Annotated in this window: 13 protein-coding genes; 10 read left to right on the top strand and 3 right to left on the bottom strand. The window is 71.7% G+C overall.

Annotated features, from left to right (window positions below):
• Positions 1-13 precede the first annotated feature (13 nt).
• From DI272_RS13880 to DI272_RS13870, 3 genes are all read left to right on the top strand, one after another.
• The gene (locus DI272_RS13880; RefSeq protein WP_109495682.1) at positions 14-1,441 is read left to right on the top strand and encodes an FAD-binding oxidoreductase; all 1,428 of its coding nucleotides are present in this window, start codon (positions 14-16) and stop codon (positions 1,439-1,441) included.
• Positions 1,442-1,568: 127 nt separating this feature from the next.
• On the top strand, positions 1,569-2,021 hold the full coding sequence (locus tag DI272_RS13875; RefSeq protein ID WP_109495681.1) for a hypothetical protein: 453 nt from the start codon (positions 1,569-1,571) through the stop codon (positions 2,019-2,021).
• Between the two features lie 215 nt (positions 2,022-2,236).
• Positions 2,237-2,743, top strand: a complete 507-nt coding sequence (locus DI272_RS13870) for a GntR family transcriptional regulator (protein WP_109495680.1) — start codon at positions 2,237-2,239, stop codon at positions 2,741-2,743.
• Here the strand turns inward: DI272_RS13870 and DI272_RS13865 are convergent.
• Together DI272_RS13865 and gabT are read right to left on the bottom strand one after the other, a co-directional pair.
• Complete coding sequence (locus DI272_RS13865) at positions 2,691-3,554, bottom strand: phosphatase PAP2 family protein (protein WP_258314885.1); 864 nt, start codon at positions 3,552-3,554, stop codon at positions 2,691-2,693. The genes DI272_RS13870 and DI272_RS13865 overlap by 53 nt on opposite strands.
• A 238-nt stretch (positions 3,555-3,792) precedes the next feature.
• The gene (gene gabT / locus DI272_RS13860) at positions 3,793-5,127 is read right to left on the bottom strand and encodes a 4-aminobutyrate--2-oxoglutarate transaminase (protein WP_109495678.1); all 1,335 of its coding nucleotides are present in this window, start codon (positions 5,125-5,127) and stop codon (positions 3,793-3,795) included.
• Between the two features lie 321 nt (positions 5,128-5,448).
• Between gabT and DI272_RS13855 the strand changes: the two genes are divergently transcribed.
• From DI272_RS13855 to DI272_RS13840, 4 genes are all read left to right on the top strand, one after another.
• Complete coding sequence (locus DI272_RS13855; RefSeq protein WP_109495677.1) at positions 5,449-7,848, top strand: ATP/GTP-binding protein; 2,400 nt, start codon at positions 5,449-5,451, stop codon at positions 7,846-7,848.
• A gap of 169 nt (positions 7,849-8,017) precedes the next feature.
• Positions 8,018-9,610, top strand: coding sequence for a PucR family transcriptional regulator (locus tag DI272_RS13850; RefSeq protein ID WP_109495676.1), 1,593 nt, complete (start codon positions 8,018-8,020; stop codon positions 9,608-9,610).
• Between the two features lie 196 nt (positions 9,611-9,806).
• Entirely contained in the window at positions 9,807-10,718 is a 912-nt protein-coding gene (locus DI272_RS13845; RefSeq protein WP_109495675.1) for a hypothetical protein, read from the top strand.
• Positions 10,719-11,002: 284 nt separating this feature from the next.
• Entirely contained in the window at positions 11,003-12,448 is a 1,446-nt protein-coding gene (locus DI272_RS13840; protein WP_109495674.1) for an aldehyde dehydrogenase family protein, read from the top strand.
• Positions 12,449-12,558: 110 nt separating this feature from the next.
• On the opposite strand, the gene DI272_RS13835 is transcribed toward DI272_RS13840, so the two are convergent.
• Positions 12,559-15,399 carry a glycoside hydrolase family 3 C-terminal domain-containing protein gene (locus DI272_RS13835; protein WP_109495673.1) on the bottom strand — a complete coding sequence of 947 codons (2,841 nt, stop codon included), beginning with the start codon at positions 15,397-15,399 and terminating at the stop codon, positions 12,559-12,561.
• 324 nt (positions 15,400-15,723) lie between these two features.
• On the opposite strand from DI272_RS13835, the gene DI272_RS13825 reads away from it, so the two are divergent.
• From DI272_RS13825 to DI272_RS13815, 3 genes are read left to right on the top strand one after another with little or no spacing between them, the layout of a single operon-like run.
• Positions 15,724-17,415, top strand: a complete 1,692-nt coding sequence (locus DI272_RS13825; RefSeq protein WP_109495672.1) for an extracellular solute-binding protein — start codon at positions 15,724-15,726, stop codon at positions 17,413-17,415.
• A gap of 27 nt (positions 17,416-17,442) precedes the next feature.
• Complete coding sequence (locus DI272_RS13820; RefSeq protein ID WP_109500826.1) at positions 17,443-18,477, top strand: sugar ABC transporter permease; 1,035 nt, start codon at positions 17,443-17,445, stop codon at positions 18,475-18,477.
• On the top strand, positions 18,474-19,424 hold the full coding sequence (locus tag DI272_RS13815) for a carbohydrate ABC transporter permease (protein ID WP_109495671.1): 951 nt from the start codon (positions 18,474-18,476) through the stop codon (positions 19,422-19,424). The genes DI272_RS13820 and DI272_RS13815 overlap by 4 nt, the downstream gene beginning before the upstream one ends.
• Positions 19,425-19,466: the final 42 nt, after the last annotated feature.

Here is a 19,466-nt window from a genome sequence, read left to right as displayed (position 1 = left end):
GGGAGTTGAAATCATGGCCCCAAGCGCCATGAGCCGTGGCAGTCATTCGATCAAGGCACTTTCTGAAGCCCAGCCGGTCCCGTACTGGCTGGACGACCCCGGCAAGCCCCACCCCGAGCCCGCCCTCACCGGCCCCGAGACCTGCGATCTGCTGGTCGTCGGCGGCGGCTACAGCGGACTGTGGACCGCGCTCCTCGCCAAGGAGCGCGACCCGCAGCGGGACGTGGTCCTGCTGGAAGGCCGTGAGGTGGGCTGGGCCGCCTCGGGCCGCAACGGCGGCTTCTGCGCCGCCTCCCTCACCCACGGGCTGCCCAACGGGCTGACCCGCTGGCCGGACGAGATCCACAAGCTGGAGGAGCTGGGCGCCCGCAACCTCGACGAGATCGAGAAGGCGGTCGCCCGCTACTCCCTCGACTGCGACTTCGAGCGCACCGGCGAGATCGACGTCGCGACCGAGACGTACCAGGCGTGGGAACTGCGCGACTGGTACGAGGAGATGCAGCGCCAGGGTCTCGCCGAGGGCGTGGAGTTCCTGGACGCGGAGGCGGTCCGGGAGCAGGTCGACTCGCCCACCTTCCAGGCCGGCCTGTACGACCGCCGCGGCGTCGCCATGCTCAACCCGGCCAAGCTCGCCTGGGGGCTGAAGCGGGCCTGCCTCGCCCTCGGCGTCCGGATCCACGAGCACACCCCGGCCCTGACGCTGAAGCCGTACGGCGCCGGCATGGCCGTACGCACCCCCTACGGCTCGGTGCGGGCCCGCAAGGTGGCGCTCGGCACCAACATCTTCCCCAACCTGGTCAAGCGGGTGCGCGCGTACACCGTCCCGGTCTACGACTACGCGCTGATGACCGAGCCGCTGAGCGACGACCAGCTCAAGGAGATCGGCTGGAAGAACAGGCAGGGACTCGGGGACTCGGCCAACCAGTTCCACTACTTCAGACTCTCGGCCGACAACCGCATCCTGTGGGGCGGTTACGACGCGGTCTACCCGTACGGCGGCCGGGTCCGCGCCGAGTACGACGACCGGCCGGAGACCTACGCCAAGCTCGCCGACCATTTCTTCACCTGCTTCCCGCAGCTGGAGGGCGTCCGCTTCACCCACGCGTGGGGCGGCGCAATCGACACCTGCTCGCGCTTCTCGGCGTTCTTCGGCACCGCCCACCACGGCAACGTCGCCTACGCGGCGGGCTATACGGGCCTCGGTGTCGGCGCGACCCGGTTCGGCGCGGAGGTGATGCTGGACCTGCTGGCGGGGGAGACCACCGAGCGGACCGGCCTGGAGATGGTCCGCAGGAAGCCGCTGCCGTTCCCGCCGGAGCCGTTCGCCTGGACCGGCATCGCGCTGACCAAGTGGTCGCTGGCACGGGCGGACTCGCACGGCGGCCGGCGCAACCTGTGGCTGAAGGCCATGGACCGGCTGGGCCTGGGCTTCGACAGCTGACCTGCCCCGGATGTGATCCGGTTCACTCCAAAAGGGTGCCGGAACCCGCGTAATGCCCGCCCTGGACCTCCCTCTCCCTCGTGACGCGATCCGTGTACGCGTCCACGCAGAAAAGGGAGGTCTCCTCATGACTGGGGCGAAGACGGCGGTCGAGTGGCTGGCATCCGTGGCTCCGGATCCCGAGGCCTGCCGGTGGGAATGGGAGCGCAACCCCCTCGGGGTCGCGCTGCTGCCCGCGGGCAAGGCCTGGGACGTACTGATCCTGCCGGGCGAGCTCGGCTATCCCACGCTCGACGTCCTCACCCGCATCATCGACCAAACCGGTCCGGTGCTGGTCGACTTCGGTGACGCGCGGATGGGCTTCCTCGTGCCGCCCGGCACGGCCGCGCGCTGGGTCGGCACCGGTATCCGCACGGCCGGTGCGGGCACCTGGATCGTCGTGCCGTATCCCGGCCGGTCCACCGGCGGGGTCCGCTGGCTGGTCCCGCCCGACGGCTCCGGCACCCTCACCGACCCGGCACTGCTCGAACTGGCGATGCACGAGGCGGCGGCAGGGCTGGCCACGGACGACGAGCGCTGACCGCCGACGGACGCACCGTCGCGCGAGCTGTCGCACTCCCCCTTCCCGACGGCACACCGCGACACCGTGACGTCCCCTGACGTGTCGTGTCCGGCATCTCGTCGGCCGCCCGTGCGGCCGACGCGGACGACTGTTCGCAGAGGCTGCCCCGGGCCGCCTCCAGCCCACTACTTTGATACGGCCGGAATCCTGACGAGGCGAAGGAGCCGGGCCGTATGACCGACATAGACAGCCAGTTCCTGCGCGGCCTGTTCGACGAGGAAGGCAGCCTGTACGCGGGACGCGGGACGGCGCTGTACCGCCTCTACGGACCCGAGGGCCTGCTGTACGTGGGCATCTCGGCCTGCCCGCTCACCCGTGTCCGCACCCACCTGCGCGAGAAGCCCTGGGGACCCGACGTCATCGGGATCAGGATCGAGTACCCGGCCGATGCCGAGGAGGCGGAGCGCCGCGCCATCAGGGCCGAGCGGCCCCGGTACAACGACACGTACAACGGCCGCCCCGAGGAGAGCTGGACCCGGCTGGCCGACCGTATCTGCGCCGACATCACGGCGGGCCTGATGCTCCCGGGCGAACCGCTGCCCGGCCCGAGGAAGCTCGCCGCGTCGGAGGGCGTCGCCGCCTGGGTCGCTGAGCGCGCCTACAAGCTCCTGAGGGAACGCGGGCTGGTCAGGGCCGTTCCGCGGAAGGGCTGGGTCGTTGCCGCGGGTCCGGCCGGTTAGCGCCGCGGGGCCCGTACGGTCGCCGCCGGCCGAGGAAGAGCCACAGCGACCCGAGCAGCACCGCGCACAGACACCAGCTGGCGACGACGTCCAGTGGCCAGTGGTAGCCGCGGCGGACCAGACCGAAGGAGACGCCGAGCACGGCGAGGCCGCAGAGCGCGACGAGGGCGCGGCGGGCCCGGCCGGTGGTGAGCCACGGCAGCAGGAGCAGGGTCGCGGAGCCGTAGGCGACGGCGGCCGTGGCGGTGTGTCCCGAGGGGTAGTAGCCGGGGCCGGGCGGCATGACATGGGTGCCGTGGCGGGCGGTGAGGTCCTTGAGCGGGATGATCACCACCGGCACCAGCGCCATCAGCACGGCCGCCGCGGCGGGCTCCGCCCACCAACGGTCTGCACCAGTACGGCGGGCGCGCAGGGCGACGTACCCGAGGGCGACGGCGAGGATCGGCACCGCGACCTGGATGTTGCCCAGGTCGGCGAGGAGTTCGGAGGCGCGGTCCGGGTGGAGGAGGGCGCGGCTGACGCGCTCGTCCAGGCGGAGCAGGGGGCCGTCGGCCACGACCTGCCAGGTGATCAGCGCGAAGAGGAGGGCCGGAAGCCCGAGAAGGAGGAGGAGAAAGAAGGAGGTCGGCCGCCCCGGAACAGGGGGGGTGGTTCCGGGGCGGCCGTCCGGACCGGATCGTCGCGCGCCCCGGGGGGTTTGGGGCGCGTGACCGTCCGATCGGTGAGGAGATCCGGAGCCGGAGGCCCCGGTTGTGTGCGCGAGGGCACGACCAGGTCGAAGCTGGGGAGGCCCCGGCCTGATGTCGCCCACAGTCCCCTGTGGGCGGGGTGTATCTCTCATCTGGGTAGAACCTACGGCAGCGAGTGGGGGTACGACAGCCGGAATCGACTCCTGCCATGCACCTCGCACACCTTCTTCACACCCTCTGCCGTCGGCCGCCCCAGACCCGGAATCCCCTGTGTTCAAAGGGCAGGGGCGGCTGTGAAAGATGTGGTTCCCCTCAGGCTTCAGCGCAGGCTCGCACGCAGGCTTTCGCCCAGGCTTCTCCTCAGATGCGGGCGAATGCCTGCTCGATGATGTCGAGGCCCTCGTTGAGGAGGTCCTCACCGATGACCAGCGGGGGCAGGAAGCGCAGCACGTTGCCGTAGGTGCCACAGGTCAGGACCAGCAGGCCCTCCTGGTGGCAGGCCTTGGCGAGGGCGGCGGTCGCCTCCGGGTTCGGCTCCTTGGTGGCGCGGTCCTTGACCAGCTCGATGGCGATCATCGCGCCGCGACCCCGGACATCACCGATGATGTCGAACTTCTCGGCCATGGCCCCGAGGCGGGCCTTCATGGTCGCCTCGATGTTCTTCGCCTTGGCGTTGAGGTCGAGCTCCTTCATCGTCTCGATGGAGCCGAGCGCACCGGCGCAGGCGACCGGGTTGCCGCCGTAGGTGCCACCGAGGCCACCGGCGTGCGCGGCGTCCATGATCTCGGCGCGGCCGGTGACGGCGGCGAGCGGCAGACCGCCCGCGATGCCCTTGGCGGTGGTGATGAGGTCCGGGACGATGCCCTCGTCCTCGCACGCGAACCACTGACCGGTACGGCAGAAGCCGGACTGGATCTCGTCGGCGACGAAGACGATGCCGTTGTCGGCGGCGAACTGGCGGATCGCCGGCAGGAAGCCCGTGGCGGGCTCGATGAAGCCGCCCTCGCCGAGCACCGGCTCGATGATGATCGCGGCGATGTTGTCGGCGCCGACCTGCTTGCTCATCTGGTCGATGGCCTGCGCGGCGGCCTCCGGACCGGCGTTCTCCGCACCGGTCGGCCAGCGGTAGCCGTAGGCGACCGGCACGCGGTAGACCTCGGGGGCGAACGGGCCGAAGCCGTGCTTGTACGGCATGTTCTTCGCCGTCAGCGCCATGGTGAGGTTCGTACGGCCGTGGTAGCCGTGGTCGAAGACGACGACGGCCTGGCGCTTGGTGTACGCACGCGCGATCTTGACGGCGTTCTCGACGGCCTCGGCGCCGCTGTTGAACAGGGCGCTCTTCTTGGCGTGGTCGCCGGGGGTCAGCTCGGCGAGGGCCTCGGCGACCTCCACGTACCCCTCGTACGGCGTGACCATGAAACAGGTGTGGGTGAAGTCGGCGAGCTGGGCGCTCGCGCGGCGTACGACGGCCTCGGCGGAGGCGCCGACGCTGGTCACCGCAATGCCGGAACCGAAGTCGATGAGCCGGTTGCCGTCGACGTCCTCGATGATGCCGCCGCCCGCACGCGCGGTGAACACGGGCAGCACCGAGCCGACGCCCTGGGCGACCGAGGCCACGCGGCGGGCCTGCAGCTCCTGCGACTTCGGGCCGGGGATGGCGGTGACGATCCGGCGCTCCTGCGGAAGTGCGCTCATGAGGGGCTCCTGGGGGTGTGCGTACGGGGTATTGCCGAACGTCTTGTGGACGCTTTCATGTCTTTTCTCGCAGGCTAGGGCGGGGAGCGGGGGGTGGGCATGCTCCATGTGGGCGGTGTCAGGGGTGCCGATTGTCCGTGGTGGACATAGCGCCCGCGTGGCCGTGGCAGCAGGGACGGCGATCCGCGCCGCACGGTGCGTGGGTGCCCGGCCGCACGGGCAGTCGTCCTCCCTCGGCCGCGTAAGCGGTGAACTCCCTTTGCGGGGGCGTTAGATTGACCGCTGACGGTGGACGGAACGGCTGGTCAGGGAGCAGGGGCGATGGACAGCGACGGGACGCAGGACACACGGGGTACGCATGCGAACCCGGTGCCCCGTCCGGCGGGACCACCCGACGTGCCGAGGGTGCCGCCGCAGCCGGGGCACAGCCCCGGCACGCTGACGGCCAACTGGCTCAACGAGAAGCGGCCCGAGGCCGAGCCCGGCATCTGGCGGTTCGGGTATGTGCGGCCGAAGGCGGCCCGCAAGGCGGAGCGGCTCTCCCCGGTGACCGTCGCCGGCATGCTGATCCCGCTCGTCGTCGGGATCGTGTTCTGGTCCTTCTGGCGACGCGGTGAGGTCCCCTACGAGTTCACGGTGCTGCGGCTGTTCACCCCGGACGACTGGTGGTGGGGCGGCACGCTGGCCACGCCCAAGGAGCTGGCGGGGCGGCCGGTGCCGTACCCGGGTGTGGAGGCGCTGGAGGTCTACAGCGGTCTCTCCTTCGCCGTGCTCGTGTACCTGGTGATCCGGCTGGGCGGCTGGGCGGTCGTCGCCCGGCACTTCGTCGGCCGCAAGGCCCAGCCCGCCCGGGCGCTCATCGCCGCCCTGGGCGCCCTGATCACGCTCAGCCTCGTCTTCCCGGGCGCCTTCCCCGTCGTCGGCTGGGACCCGGTGCCCGTCGTCACCCCGCTGTTCTCCCTGCTCGTGCTGATCACCGACGGGTACGGCGTGTACGGCTCGCCCTCCAAGGAACTGCTCGACACGGTCGTCGTCCTTCTCGTCCTGTGGCCCTTCGCCCGCCTCGGCGCCTGGCTCCCCCTGCTCCGCGCCCGCCTCGCCGAGCGCCGCCGCGCCGCGCACGGCCAGGACCCGGTCGCCGTCACCGAGCAGCCCCGCGCCCGCTGGCCCGAACTGCGCGAGGCCGGTCAGCACCAGGCCGCCGACCTGCTCACCGCAGAGCTGCTCGCCGGGCGGATGAACGACGTGGACTGCGCCCGCATCGAGCACCGCTGGACCCGGTCCCGGCGCCAGGGCCGGCTCGCCGACTTCACGGACACGGTGCTGCGACAGGGCGCCGCCGCCTTCACCCACCCCTCCGGCGCCCGCGACCTCGCCCACCGCGCCGCCCGCCACGACCTGCTCACCGGCCAGGTGCGCATCGGCCGGTGGGCCACGGCCGAGCGGACCCCGCTGGCGTACGGCGGGGTCGGCGCCGCCCTCGGACCGGAGACCCTGCGCACCTCGCTGCTGGTCGTCGGCCCCTCGGGCGCCGGGAAGACACGGCAGGTGATCGCCCCGGTGGCCGAGTCCCTGACCCTCCAGGCACTCACCGGCGGCTGCGCCGTCGTCGTGGTGTGCGGCGCGGGCACCCCGCTCGGCCCCGACTCGGCCTACGACGTGGTGGTCCGCGTCGGCGACCCCGCCTCCGTGCACGACCTCGACCCCTACGCGGAGGCCGACGACCCCGACGAGGCGGCGGCGTTCCTCGCCGAGGCGCTGGCCGGTGACCTCGACAGCGTGGGCGCCGACCGCGCGGTACGCCCCCTCGCCCAGCTGCTGGGCCCCTACCGGGCCGCGTACGGCCGCTTCCCGGCCCTGCCCGTGCTGCGCGAACTGCTGGAGGGGGACCCGGCTGCCCTCGCCGACCTGCGCGGGCGGCTGGCCGGCGACCGGTACGCGGCCATGCGCCGCGAGCTCGACGCCCGCGCCCGGCAGACCGGCGCCCCCGGGGACCCCGGCCCGGTGCTCGCCGACCGGCTCGCCCTGCTGGACCGGCCCGCGTTCGACGGCTTCTTCGGCACGGGCGGTGACACGATCCGCCCGTTCTCCCTGCGGGCCGTCGCCCACCACCCGCTGCGGGTCCGCATCGACCTGCCCCGGCACGGCCACGAGGAGGCCGCGCGGCTGATCGCCCGGCTGGTGCTGGCCCAGTTCGCCCGGGTCGCCCAGGAGGGGGAAGGCACCCGCGACCACTTCGTGAGCCTCGTCCTCGACGACGCCACCGGCACCGTCACCCCCGGGTCGCTGCGCCGCATCCAGCGGCTGCGCTCGCAGAACGCCGGGGTGGTGCTGGCGCTGCGCTCGGTCTCGGACGTCCCCGAGGCCCTGCACGGGCCGCTGTACGGGGCGGTCGGCTGCCGGATGGCCCTGTCCGGGGTGACGACCTGGGACGGCAGCCGCTTCGCCGAGGCCTGGGGCACGGAGTGGGTGGAGACCAAGGACGTCGCCCAGCACACCGTCTTCGCGGACCAGCCGATGACCCGGCTCATGCACTCCCTGCGCAAGCTGGTCACCGGCAAGGCCGTCACCACCGAGGCCGTCACCGTCCGCCAGGTCGAGCGGGAGCGCTGGTCCGCGTCCGAGCTGGCGCACGCGGTGCCGCCGGGGCACGCGGTGCTGTCGCTGACCAGTGTGAAGGGGGAGCACGCGCCGCCGTTGCTGGTGGACCTGAGGGGCTGACACGGGCCGTCGGTGGTCCTGAGCGGGCGGCGACGGACCGCTGGTGGGGCCGAACGGCTGAGCGGGACCGTACAGTGAGGCAGAATCGGCACAGGCCGTTCATACACCGCGGCCAAATGATCACGACGGCCACACCGCTCTCACGCCCCCCACCACGCTGAAGGCCCCCATGCCTCCCACCCTCGCCTCGCTCGTCCACCACACCGCGCTCAAGCTGACCGTGCGCGCGGGCGAGGACCGGCTCGACGTCCCCGTGCGCTGGGCGCACGTCAGTGAGCTCGCCGATCCCGTGCCGTACATGGAGGGCGGCGAGCTGCTGCTGATCACCGCGCTCAAGCTGGACGCGGAGGACCCGGAGGCGATGCGGCGCTATGTGAAGCGGCTGGTCGGCGCCGGGGTGGTCGGGCTCGGGTTCGCGGTCGGGGTCAACTACGAGGACATCCCCGAGGCGCTCGTGGACGCGGCCGAGGCGGAGGGGCTGCCGCTCCTCGAGGTGCCCCGGCGCACCCCCTTCCTCGCCATCAGCAAAGCCGTCTCCGCCGCCATCGCCGCCGACCAGTACCGGGCGGTCACGGCAGGCTTCGCGGCCCAGCGGGAGCTGACCAGGCAGGCGCTGGCGGAGGGGCCGGAAGGGCTGCTCGCCGCGCTCGCCGCACAGGTCGACGGGTGGACCGCGCTGTACGACGCCTCGGGCGCCGTCGTCGCCACCGCGCCCGAGTGGGCCGGACGGCGGGCCGCGCGCCTCACGGCGGACGTGGAGCGGCTGCGGGAGCGCGCCGCACCGGCCTCGTCGGTGGTCGCCGGTCCCGAGCACGAGGACCGCGTCGAGCTGCACTCCCTGGGCACCGGGCGGCGGCCCCGGGCCGCGCTCGCGGTGGGCACCGCTTCGGCGCTCGGTACGGCCGAGCGGTACGCCGTCCATTCCGCGATCGCGCTGCTGACCCTCACGACCGAGCGCTCGCGGTCGCTGTACGCCGCCGAGCAGCGGATCGGGGCGGCGGTGCTGCGGATGCTGCTGGCGGGCGAACCGGATCACGCCCGGGCGGTGGCCGGGGATCTGTACGGGGCGCTGCTGGACGCGCCCTTCCGGATGGTGATCGCCGAGGCGGGCTCTTCGGTACGGCAGCCCGCGGACGGCGGCGCCGACGGTGATCCGCTGGGGGCGCTCGCCGAGGCCGTGGAGTCGGCCGCGGCGCGGGCCGGGGAGGCCGTCCTGGTCGTGCCGGAGGGGGAACGGCTGGTGGTGCTGGCCGCGGACGGGGGCGCGGCGGCGGGGGAGTGCGGGGAGTACGGGGCCGGGCTGGAGGCCGCTCGGGCGGGGGACCAGGGCGAGGACGCGGACGTCGTCGTCGGGGTGTCGGCGCCGGTGGGGCCGGTGGCCGCGGGGGCCGCGTACAAGCAGGCCGAGCAGGCGCTGTCCGTGGCGCGGCGGCGGGGGCGGATGTATGTGGAGCACGAGCAGCTGGCGGCCGGGTCGGTGCTGCCGCTGCTCGCCGACGACGCGGTGAAGGCGTTCGCGGACGGGTTGCTGCGGGCGCTGCACGAGCACGACGCGACCGGGCGCGGGGACCTGGTGGCGTCCCTGCGGGCATGGCTGTCCCGGCACGGGCAGTGGGACGCGGCGGCCGCCGACCTGGGCGTCCACCGGCACACGCTGCGGTACCGGATGCGGCGGGTGGAGGAGATCCTCGGGCGGTCGCTGGACGATCCGGACGTGCGGATGGAGCTGTGGCTGGCGCTGAAGGCGACGGCGCCTGAGTAGGGCGGGCGGCCGGGGCCCCAGATGTCTGCCTGAGTAGGGCGGGCCGCCGGGGCCCCAGATGTCTGCCTGAGCCACAACTGCCGTATTCCGAAACGTAGTTGTCACGAGCCCCACTGGTTGGCAGACTCGCTGCGCCGGTGCGCGGAAAGCGCTCACACCGGCCACGGGGCACTTTCGTCTGCAGGGGGGAACCTCCATGAGAATCAGCGCGCCCGCACGCGTCCTGGCCCGCGCCACGGCCGTCCTCGCCCTCACCCTGAGCATGGCCGCCGGCACGACCGGCCTGCTGTCCGGCACCGAGGCGCAGGCCCTGCCCGTCACCGACGGGTCGTTCGCCTTCAGCGGCGACGAGGGCGACTGGGTCAGCGGCGGCCAGTCCTACGCCTACGCGACGGCGTCCCAGGACGTCCTGAACGTCTCCGCCGACACCACCGGCAACGGGGTCCACCTCTCCGTCGACGGGGCGAACGGCGACTGGTGGTACCTGGACCTCACGGCGCCGTCCGGTCAGACCCTGGCGCCGGGCACCTACACCGGAGCCACGCGCTACCCGTTCAACGAGCCGGCCGAGCCGGGGCTGAGCCTCAGCGGCAACGGGCGCGGCTGCAACACGCTCACCGGCGAGTTCACCATCGCCGACGTGGAGTTCGGCCCGCAGGGCTATGTGGAGAAGCTCGACGCCAGCTTCGTGCAGCACTGCGAGGGAGGCACCACCGCGGCCCGCGGCGAGGTGCACATCGCCAACCCGGCCCCGCCCGCGGAGCTCGACCTCGGTCTCGCCGTGGCCCTGGACGGCACCGCGAGCACCCTCAACGGCAAGGCCACCCTGCACGGGACGGTGAGCTGCAACAAGCCGGTGCGGGTGGACGTGTCGGGTGACGTCACCCAGGTGAAGAACCAGCGGCTCATCCGCGGTTCCTTCGGCACGTCCGTGTCCTGCACGCCGGGCACCCCGACGGCCTGGACCGCGACGGCCGTACCCACCGGAGACGTGCCCTTCCAGCGCGGCGACGTCGAGGTCGAGGCCCGGGCGACCGCGACGGACCCGGACTACGCCCAGCCGGTGAGCGTCAGCGAGACGGTCGCCGTCCGCCTCAAGCGCGCCTGACCGCGGGGCTCCGCCCGAGCCCGGCACCCACCCGCTGCCCGCCCACCGCACGCCGGGGGGCGGGCAGCGGCGTGCGCGACCGCCGGGGGCAGCGGCGTGCGCGACCGCCGGGGGCAGCGGCCCGCTCGGCCCCGCCGACCGGGCACGGTTCCGCCTCTCACCCCACCAAACCGGCACACCCCCGCCCCCCACCACTCCACCCCGGATAAACGCCCCTTCGCCTCCCCGCCCCTACCGTGGACCCCGAAAGCCAACGCACACCCCCAACGCGGAAGGGCCGGGACATGACTTCCACCCACGCCTTCTGGCTCGCCGGCCGCCAGGTCACCGGCGAGGACAGCTTCGACGTCACTTCGCCCTGGGACGGCCGGGTCGTCGGCAAGGTGAGCGTGCCGAGCGACGCGCAGATCGAGGAGGCCGTCGCCGCCGCCCACGCCGTCCGCGACGAGTTCGCCGCCACCCCGGCCCACGTCCGTGCCGCCGCCCTCGACCACGTCAGCCGGCGTCTCGTCGAGCGCACCGAGGAGATCGCGCAGCTGATCTCCGCCGAGAACGGCAAGCCGATCAAGTGGGCCCGCGGCGAGGTCGGCCGGGCCGTCTCCGTGTTCCGGTTCGCGGCCGAGGAGGCCCGGCGCTTCAACGGCGGCGAGGCGCAGCGCCTCGACACCGACCTCGGCGGCCAGGGCCGGCTCGCGCTCACCCGGCGCTTCCCGAAGGGTGTCGTGCTCGGCATCGCGCCCTTCAACTTCCCGCTGAACCTGTGCGCCCACAAGATCGCCCCGGCCATCGCGGCCGGCGCGCCGATCATCCTCAAGCCCGCCCCGGCCACCCCGCTCTCCGGCCTGATCATCGGTGACCTGCTCGCCGAGACCGAGCTGCCCGCCGGGTCCTGGAGCATCCTGCCGGTGCCGAACGACCGGATGCCCGCCCTCGTCCAGGACGAGCGCCTGCCGGTCATCTCCTTCACCGGCTCCGAGAAGGTCGGCTACGCGATCATGGACTCGGTGCCGCGCAAGCACTGCACCCTGGAGCTGGGCGGCAACGGCGCCGCGGTCGTCCTCGGCGACTTCGCGAGCGACGCGGACCTCGACTGGGCCGCCACCCGCATCGCCACCTTCTCCAACTACCAGGGCGGCCAGTCCTGCATCTCCGTGCAGCGGGTCATCGCCGACGCGTCCGTGTACGACCGGTTGCTGCCGCGCATCGTCGCCGCCGTCGAGGCCCAGGTCACCGGTGACCCGAGCGACGCCAAGACCGACGTCGGCCCGCTGGTCAGCGAGGACGCGGCCAAGCGCGTCGAGGCGTGGGTGAAGGAGGCCGTCGAGGCCGGCGCCACCCTCCTCACCGGCGGCGACCGCGACGGCGCCTCCTACGCGCCGACCGTCCTCACCGACGTACCGGCGGACACGACGATCTCCTGCGAGGAGGTCTTCGGCCCCGTCCTCACCGTGCAGAAGGTGGACGGCGAGGCTGAGGCGTTCGCGGCCGTCAACGACTCCAAGTACGGCCTCCAGGCGGGCGTGTTCACCCACGACCTGCAGGCCGCCTTCCGCGCCCACCGCGCGCTGGAGGTCGGCGGCGTGGTCGTCGGCGACGTGCCCTCCTACCGTGCCGACCAGATGCCGTACGGCGGCGCCAAGCAGTCCGGTGTGGGCCGCGAGGGCGTGAAGTTCGCGATGGACGACTACACCTACGAGCGGGTGCTGGTCCTCACGGGGCTCGCGCTCTGACGAACCCCTCTAGCTAATGGGAACCATTTTCAAGTAGGCTCTCTGAAGGGGCCCGGCACCGATGCCTTCCGGTGCCGGGCCCCTTCTTCGTGCCGGTCTTCTCCGGACCCTCAACCGGAGAAGCCGACGTGCGCGAGCCGCAGTGGGCCGCGCAGCCTGAGCCGGACGTCGTGCACGCCGGAGGCCGTGATCCCCGCCGTGAGCGTGACGTAGTCGTACGGTCCCGGCGTGGGCGTTCGCGGCGACAGCTCGGCCGTCGCCGGGACGCCGTCCAGCGCCACCTCCACCGTGCCCTCGCCCGCCACGGTCACCGTCACCTCCGTGACACCCGGACCGAAGTCGCAGGCGCGGTAGAGCAGTTCGGCGGTCCGGTCCGGCGCCGGGGTCACCGCGTCGCCCGCCGTCTTCGTGCGGTCGACGATCTCGGCGCCGCTCTGTTCGTCGAAGTCCGCCCCGTCCAGGCCGCGTTCGGTCACCGGGCGGGGGCGGCCCGGCTCGCCGTCCAGGACGACCGTCGTGCGCAGCCGGACGTCCTCGCTGGAGGTGCCGACCAGCAGGTCGTACGGGCCCGGTTCCAGACGCGGGCGACCCTGCGCCACGTCCCAGAACTCCAGCTCCGCCAGCGGGACTTCGAACTCCAGTGCCGCCTTCTCGCCCGGCGTCAGCGTCACCCGGCGGTGCCCGGCCAGTGCGCGGCGCGGGCGCGGCACCGACGGGTCCACCGCCCTGGTGTAGAGCTGGGCGACCTCGTCGGCGGTGACGTCACCGGTGTTGGTGACCGTGAAGGAGACGTGCAACGCCCCCTCGCCGACCCGGGACTCCAGGTCCGCGTACGCGAACGACGCGTACGACAGCCCGTGGCCGAACGGGAACAGGGGGGTGCCCTCGTAGTACAGATACGTCTGACGGCCGCCGATCACGTCGTAGTCGAGCAGGTCGGGCAGGTCGGCGTCGTCCGCGTACCAGGTCTGCGGGAGGCGGCCCGCGGGGGAGACGTCTCCGGCGAGGACCCGGGCCAGGGCGGTGCCCGCGGCCTGGCCGCCGTGGGCCGTCCAGAGCACGGCGCGCAGCGCGCCCGGCTCGACCGCGTACGGGTAGGCCGAGACCAGGACCAGCACGGTGTTCGGGTTGGCGGTGCGGGCGGCGCGCAGCAGGCGTTCCTGGTGGGCGGGGAGCGCGAGGGTCGTGCGGTCCTCGGTCTCACGGCCGTTGAGGTGCGGGTCGTTGCCCGCGACCACCAGGACCACGTCCGCCTCGGCGGCGGCCCGGGCCACCGCGTCCGCGCCGCGCTCGGCGATGATCAGCTCGAAGATCTCCGGCGCCTCGGAGATCTCCGGGTTCTCGTCGGCAACCTTCACACCGTCGGCGGCGACGAAGACGTGGCGACCCGTACCGACGTGCCTGAGGAGGTGTCCGTTCTCGTGGGGTTCCAGGCGGAACGTCTCCTGGACGACCCAGCCCCCGGGCTGGTCGGCGGAGGCACGCACACAGCCGTCCTCGGCGACCGAGAGATACCGGCCGTCGGGGGCGCGCAGGGTCAGCAGGCCCCCGCCCCAGTCGACGAGCGCGAGCTCGGTACCGGTCGGGTCCGTGGTCAGCGGCGGCAGGTCGGTGCGGCCCGCGAGCAGCGCCGGGTCGAGCGCGCCCTCGGCGCCGCGCGCCTCGCCGCCGGCGTCCGCGGCCGGCACGTGGAGGAAGGCGCCGGTCGAGGTCCGCAGCCGGACGCGGTCCACGCCCTCCGCGAACTCCACGCGATCGGCGCCGAACCGCTCGTACACGCCCTCCAGCGGGGTGGACCGGTGGATCAGGGTGCCGCTGTACCAGTCGAGTTTGCACTCGTCGGCGAGCAGGCCGACCACGGCGAGACGGGCGTCGGGCGCGAGCGGCAGCACCCCGTCGTTGCGCAGCAGCACCACCGCCTGCTCGGCCGCCTCCTGGGCCAGCGCGCGGTGCTCCGGGGTGTCGTGGGCGCCCGGCTCGTCGAAACCGTCGAACTCGCCGAGGCGGAACCGCACCGAGAGCTGGCGGCGGACCGCCGTGTCGATGTCGGCCTCTGTCAACAGGCCCTGTTCGTAGGCCCTCTTGATCCGTCCGACCATTTGCGAACTGTCCGTGCCGTGGTCGGTGAAGCTGTCGACGCCGGCCAGCAGCGAGGCGGCTGTGGCCTCCTCGTGGGTGTCGAAGTAGTGCTCGCAGTCGACCAGGTTGGAGGGGGCGCCCGCGTCCGAGCAGACCAGCAGGTCCTCCTCCGTCCAGGTGCGCAGCTGCTCCCGCAGGTACGGACCGACGTGGTTCGGGCGGCCGTTGACCAGGTTGTACGCGGGCATCACCCCGGCCACCGCGCCCGCCTCGACCGTCTCACGGAAGGCGCGCAGGTCGTACTCGTGCAGCACGCGCGGGCGCACCGAGCTCGACGAAGTGGCCCGGTCCGTCTCGTTGTTGTGGGCCAGCCAGTGCTTGAGGACGGGGGCCGTGCGCCAGTACGTGGGGTGGTCGCCGCGCAGGCCGTGGGTGTAGGCGGTGGCGATCGCGGAGGTCAGCTTCGGGTCCTCCGAGTAACCCTCCTCGTTGCGGCCCCACAGGGGGTGGCGCAGCAGATTGACGGTCGGGGCCCAGACGTTCAGGCCGACGCGGTCGTCGTCGGCGCGCATCGCGCGGACCTCCTTGGACACCGCGTCCCCGACCCGTCGTACGAGATCCGTGTTCCAGGTCGCACCGAGGCCGACCGCCTGCGGGAACACCGTCGCCGGGCCCATCCACGCCACGCCGTGCAGCGCCTCCTGGCCGGTGCGGAAGGCGGCGATGCCGAGGCGGTCCACGGCCGGTGCGAACTGGTGCAGGAACTGGGCCTTCTCGTCGAGGGTGAGCCGGGACAGCAGATCGTCGATGCGCTTCGCGAACGGCAGTTGCGGATCGCGGAAGGGCAGCATGGGCGGCGTCTGTGCGGTCACGTGGGGTTCCCCTTGGAGTGGAGCGGCGGCACGCTTTCGAAGCGCTTCGATGCTCATTCGAGGCGGGGGTGGGTGTCAAGGGACCGGCACCGCCACTTCAAGCGGTGCATAAGAAAAGGTCGCCTCCAACACCTCCGAGGAATCTTGGGAACGACCCTTGTGCGCCCACAGGGCTTCACTTAACCTCACAGCAACATCGAAGCGCTTCGACTACGCAAGGCGTAGAAGTCGTACCAGTGCTTCGGCTCAGCCAGTTCCACTCAAGACACCGCAGCCGACGGCTCCACCGCCGGGTGTCCTGGTGCGCCATGAAGGGTTGACGCAATGACGCCGAACGCCGCTTCCGCCTCCTCCGGGCCCAGCCGGAGAAGCTTCCTCGCCTCCACGGCGGTCGCCACCGCAGCGGTGGCCGGGGGGATGCCGCTGCTCGCCGCCTGCGGCGGTTCGGACAGCGGATCGCGCGACGGCACCACGTCGAGCAAGGACGCCAAGAAGATCCTCCCGGCGTACGTGGCCAGCAACGTGGTGCAGCCGGACATCCCCTCCAAGAACGGCTCGGCCGTCGGCTTCACCAGCAAGCTGGACCTCGCCACGCTGAAGACGTCGGTCCCCGAGAAGCTCGGCAAGGGCGGCAAGGTCACCGTCATGTCGCCGTTCTGGGGCTCCCCGCCCAAGAGCGACAACGCCTACTACAAGGCGATGAACGACCTGATCGGCGTCGACGTGGCCTGGCAGAACCAGGACGGCAACACCTACGAGCAGAAGCTCGGCGCGGTGCTCGCCTCCAGCGACGTCCCGGACGTGGTGGTCGTCCCCGGCTGGAACATGAACGGCAAGATCCCCACCGCCATCATCAGCAAGTTCGCCGACCTCGGCCCCTATCTGTCCGGTGACGCGGTCAAGGAGTACCCGAACCTCGCCGCCATCCCGACGGAGGCCTGGCAGCGCTGCATCTTCGGCGGCAAGCTGCGCGGCCTGCCGATGCCGTCGCCCTGGGCCCCCAGCATCGTGCCGCTGTACCGCCGGGACATCTTCGAGAAGGAAGGGTACGAAATACCCAAGTCCTGCGACGAGTTCATGGCCCTGGCCAAGGAGATCACCAACGCCAAGGCCAAGCGCTGGGCGTGCCTGGACATGAAGTGGACCGCCTGGCAGGCCTTCGGGGTCTTCTCCGGCAGCGAGAAGCCGCTGTGGTGGGACATGGTCGACGGCAAGCTGGTCAACCGCATCGAGACCGAGCAGTACCTCGAGGCGATCGAATGGTCCCGCAAGCTGTTCGAGGCGGGAGTCGTCCACCCCGACTCCAAGATGGGCAAGAACGCCCCCGACCCCGGGCCCAAGTTCGCGGCCGGCGAGTTCCTCATCTACCCCAACAACATCTCCCAGTGGTGGGGCCGGACCGCCGAACAGGCCCAGCAGAACCCGGAGTTCAAGATCTGGGGCATGGACGCCTGGGGCCACGACGGCGGCAACCCCACCATCTACGCCGAAGAGCCCGCGGGCATCTTCGCCTTCGTCAACAAGAAGGCCTCCGAGTCGGTCATCCGCGACGTGCTCGCCGTCGCCAACGTCACCGCGGCGCCGTACGGCACCAAGGAGTACATGATGACCAACTACGGCGTGGAGGGCACCCACTACACCGTCAAGGACGGCGTCCCCACCAAGACCGACCAGGGCAACATCGACGTGGCGAACGCCTACGTCATGATCGCGAGCCCCGCCGCGACCCTCGCCCACCCCGACTTCCCCGAGGTCGCCAAGGCCCAGGTCGAGTGGGAGCAGCGGATGGGCGCCTTCACCAAGAAGTCCGCCTTCTGGGGCATGCAGATCACCGAGCCCAACCGCTGGACCAACCTCGCCAACGACTTCGAGCAGCTGGAGGACGACATCGTTCGCGGCCGCAAGAAGATCAGCGACATGCAGCAGGCCGTCTCCGACTGGAAGAGCAAGGGCGGCGACAAGCTGCGGGACTGGTACAAGAAGATCCTCGACGAGAACGGCTCCGCGGCCGGCTGACCCGCTACCGAGGCAAGGAGAATGGCCGTGTCCCACAGCACGGTGCCTCGGAGCAGGACCGAGGCCGACTCGACGGCGAAGACCCCGGTGGCGTCCGGCGGCGCCACCGGTTCCAGCCGGAAATCACGTCCGGGAAAGCTGAGTCTGCGACTCAGGTTCAGACGCGACCGCGTCCTGCTCCTGATGACGCTGCCGGCCGTCGTTCTGGTACTGCTCTTCAACTACGTGCCGATCCTCGGCAACGTGGTGGCCTTCCAGGACTACGACCCCTACATCAGCGACAACGGGGTCGTGTCCATGCTGCACAGCCCCTGGGTGGGGCTGGAGAACTTCCAGCGGATCTTCGAGGACTCGTCCTTCTGGTCGGCCGTCCAGAACACGCTGGTGCTGTTCTTCCTCCAGCTCCTGCTGTTCTTCCCCGTCCCGATCCTGCTCGCGCTCCTCATCAACAGCGTGGTCAGACCCCGGGTGCGGGCGATCGCCCAGGCCGTGCTCTACCTGCCGCACTTCTTCTCATGGGTGCTGGTGATCTCGGTCTTCCAGCAGCTGCTGGGCGGCGCGGGGCTCCTCTCCCAGCTGCTGCGCCAGCACGGGTACGACGGCCTCGACATCATGACCGACCCGAACACCTTCAAGTTCCTGGTCACCGCGCAGTCCGTGTGGAAGGACGCCGGCTGGGGGATCATCGTCTTCCTCGCCGCGCTGGCGTCCGTGAGCCCGGACCTGTACGAGGCCGCCGCCATGGACGGGGCCTCACGGTGGCGCCGGATGTGGCACGTCACCCTGCCCGCGCTGCGGCCGGTGATCGCGCTGCTGCTGGTGCTGCGCGTCGGTGACGCGTTGACGGTGGGCTTCGAACAGATCCTGCTCCAGCGCGACGCCGTGGGACCGGGCGCCGCGGAAGTGCTCGACACCTTCGTGTGGTGGAACGGCGTCCGCAACCAGGACTTCGGCTACGCGGCCGCCGCCGGACTCATCAAGGGCGTCATCAGCATCGGTCTCGTCCTGGCCGCGAACAAGGTGGCCCATCTCATGGGCGAGCAGGGGGTGTACAAGAAATGACCGCCGTCATCGACGAACCCGCCGTCGGCAAGTCCGCGGCGAAGCCCGGCTGGTGGGCCGCGCCGCCCCGGCCGGTGTGGGAGGAGCCGCCCTCGAAGGCGGGGCTGGCGAGCAAAGGTCTCGTGCTCGGGCTCGCCTGCCTGGCCATCGTGTTCCCGCTGTGGATCGTGGTCGTCACCAGCCTCTCCTCGCGCAAGACCATCGACGAGGCCGGCGGGCTGGTGATGGTGCCGAAGGGCATCACCTTCGTGGCCTACCAGGAGCTGCTCAGCGGGGGACAGGTCACCAGGGCGGCCGTCATCAGCGTGCTCGTCACGCTGGTGGGTACGGCGTTCTCGATGACCGTGTCCGTGCTGTGCGCGTACGGGCTTTCGCGGTCCGGCTCGCTCGGGCACCGGTGGATCCTGATGGTGCTGCTGGCGACGATGTTCTTCAGCGCCGGGCTCATCCCGACGTACCTGCTGGTGCAGACCCTCGGGCTGACGGACAGCTATCTCGCGCTGATCCTGCCGAGTGCGATCAGTGTCTTCAACATCCTGGTGCTGCGCGGGTTCTTCATGGGGATCTCGTCGGAGCTGATCGACAGTGCGCGGATCGACGGGGCCGGGGACTTCCGGATTCTCTGGCAGATCGTGATGCCGTTGTCGCGGGCCGTGCTCGCCGTCATCACCCTGTTCTACGCGGTGGGTTACTGGAGCGCGTGGTTCAATGCGTCCCTCTACCTGAACGACCAGGACATGATGCCGCTGCAGAACGTCATGATCCAGCTGGTGCAGAAGCAGGAGGCGCCGGTGGGGCTGGGGCAGGCGATCAAGACCGGGCAGTTGTCGGGGCTCGCCGTGCAGATGGCCGTGATGGTGATGGCGTTGCTGCCGGTGACCGTGCTGTCGCCGTTCGTGCAGCGGCACTTCAAGAAGGGCATGTTGACCGGCGCGGTCAAGGGGTGACCGGTCGCCTGATCGGCGGGGGTGCGTGGACCGGCCGGCGCG

The sequence above is a fragment of the Streptomyces sp. Act143 genome, assembly GCF_003143935.1.
GTDB lineage: Bacteria > Actinomycetota > Actinomycetes > Streptomycetales > Streptomycetaceae > Streptomyces.
This window is presented reverse-complemented; position numbering and strand designations above follow the sequence as displayed.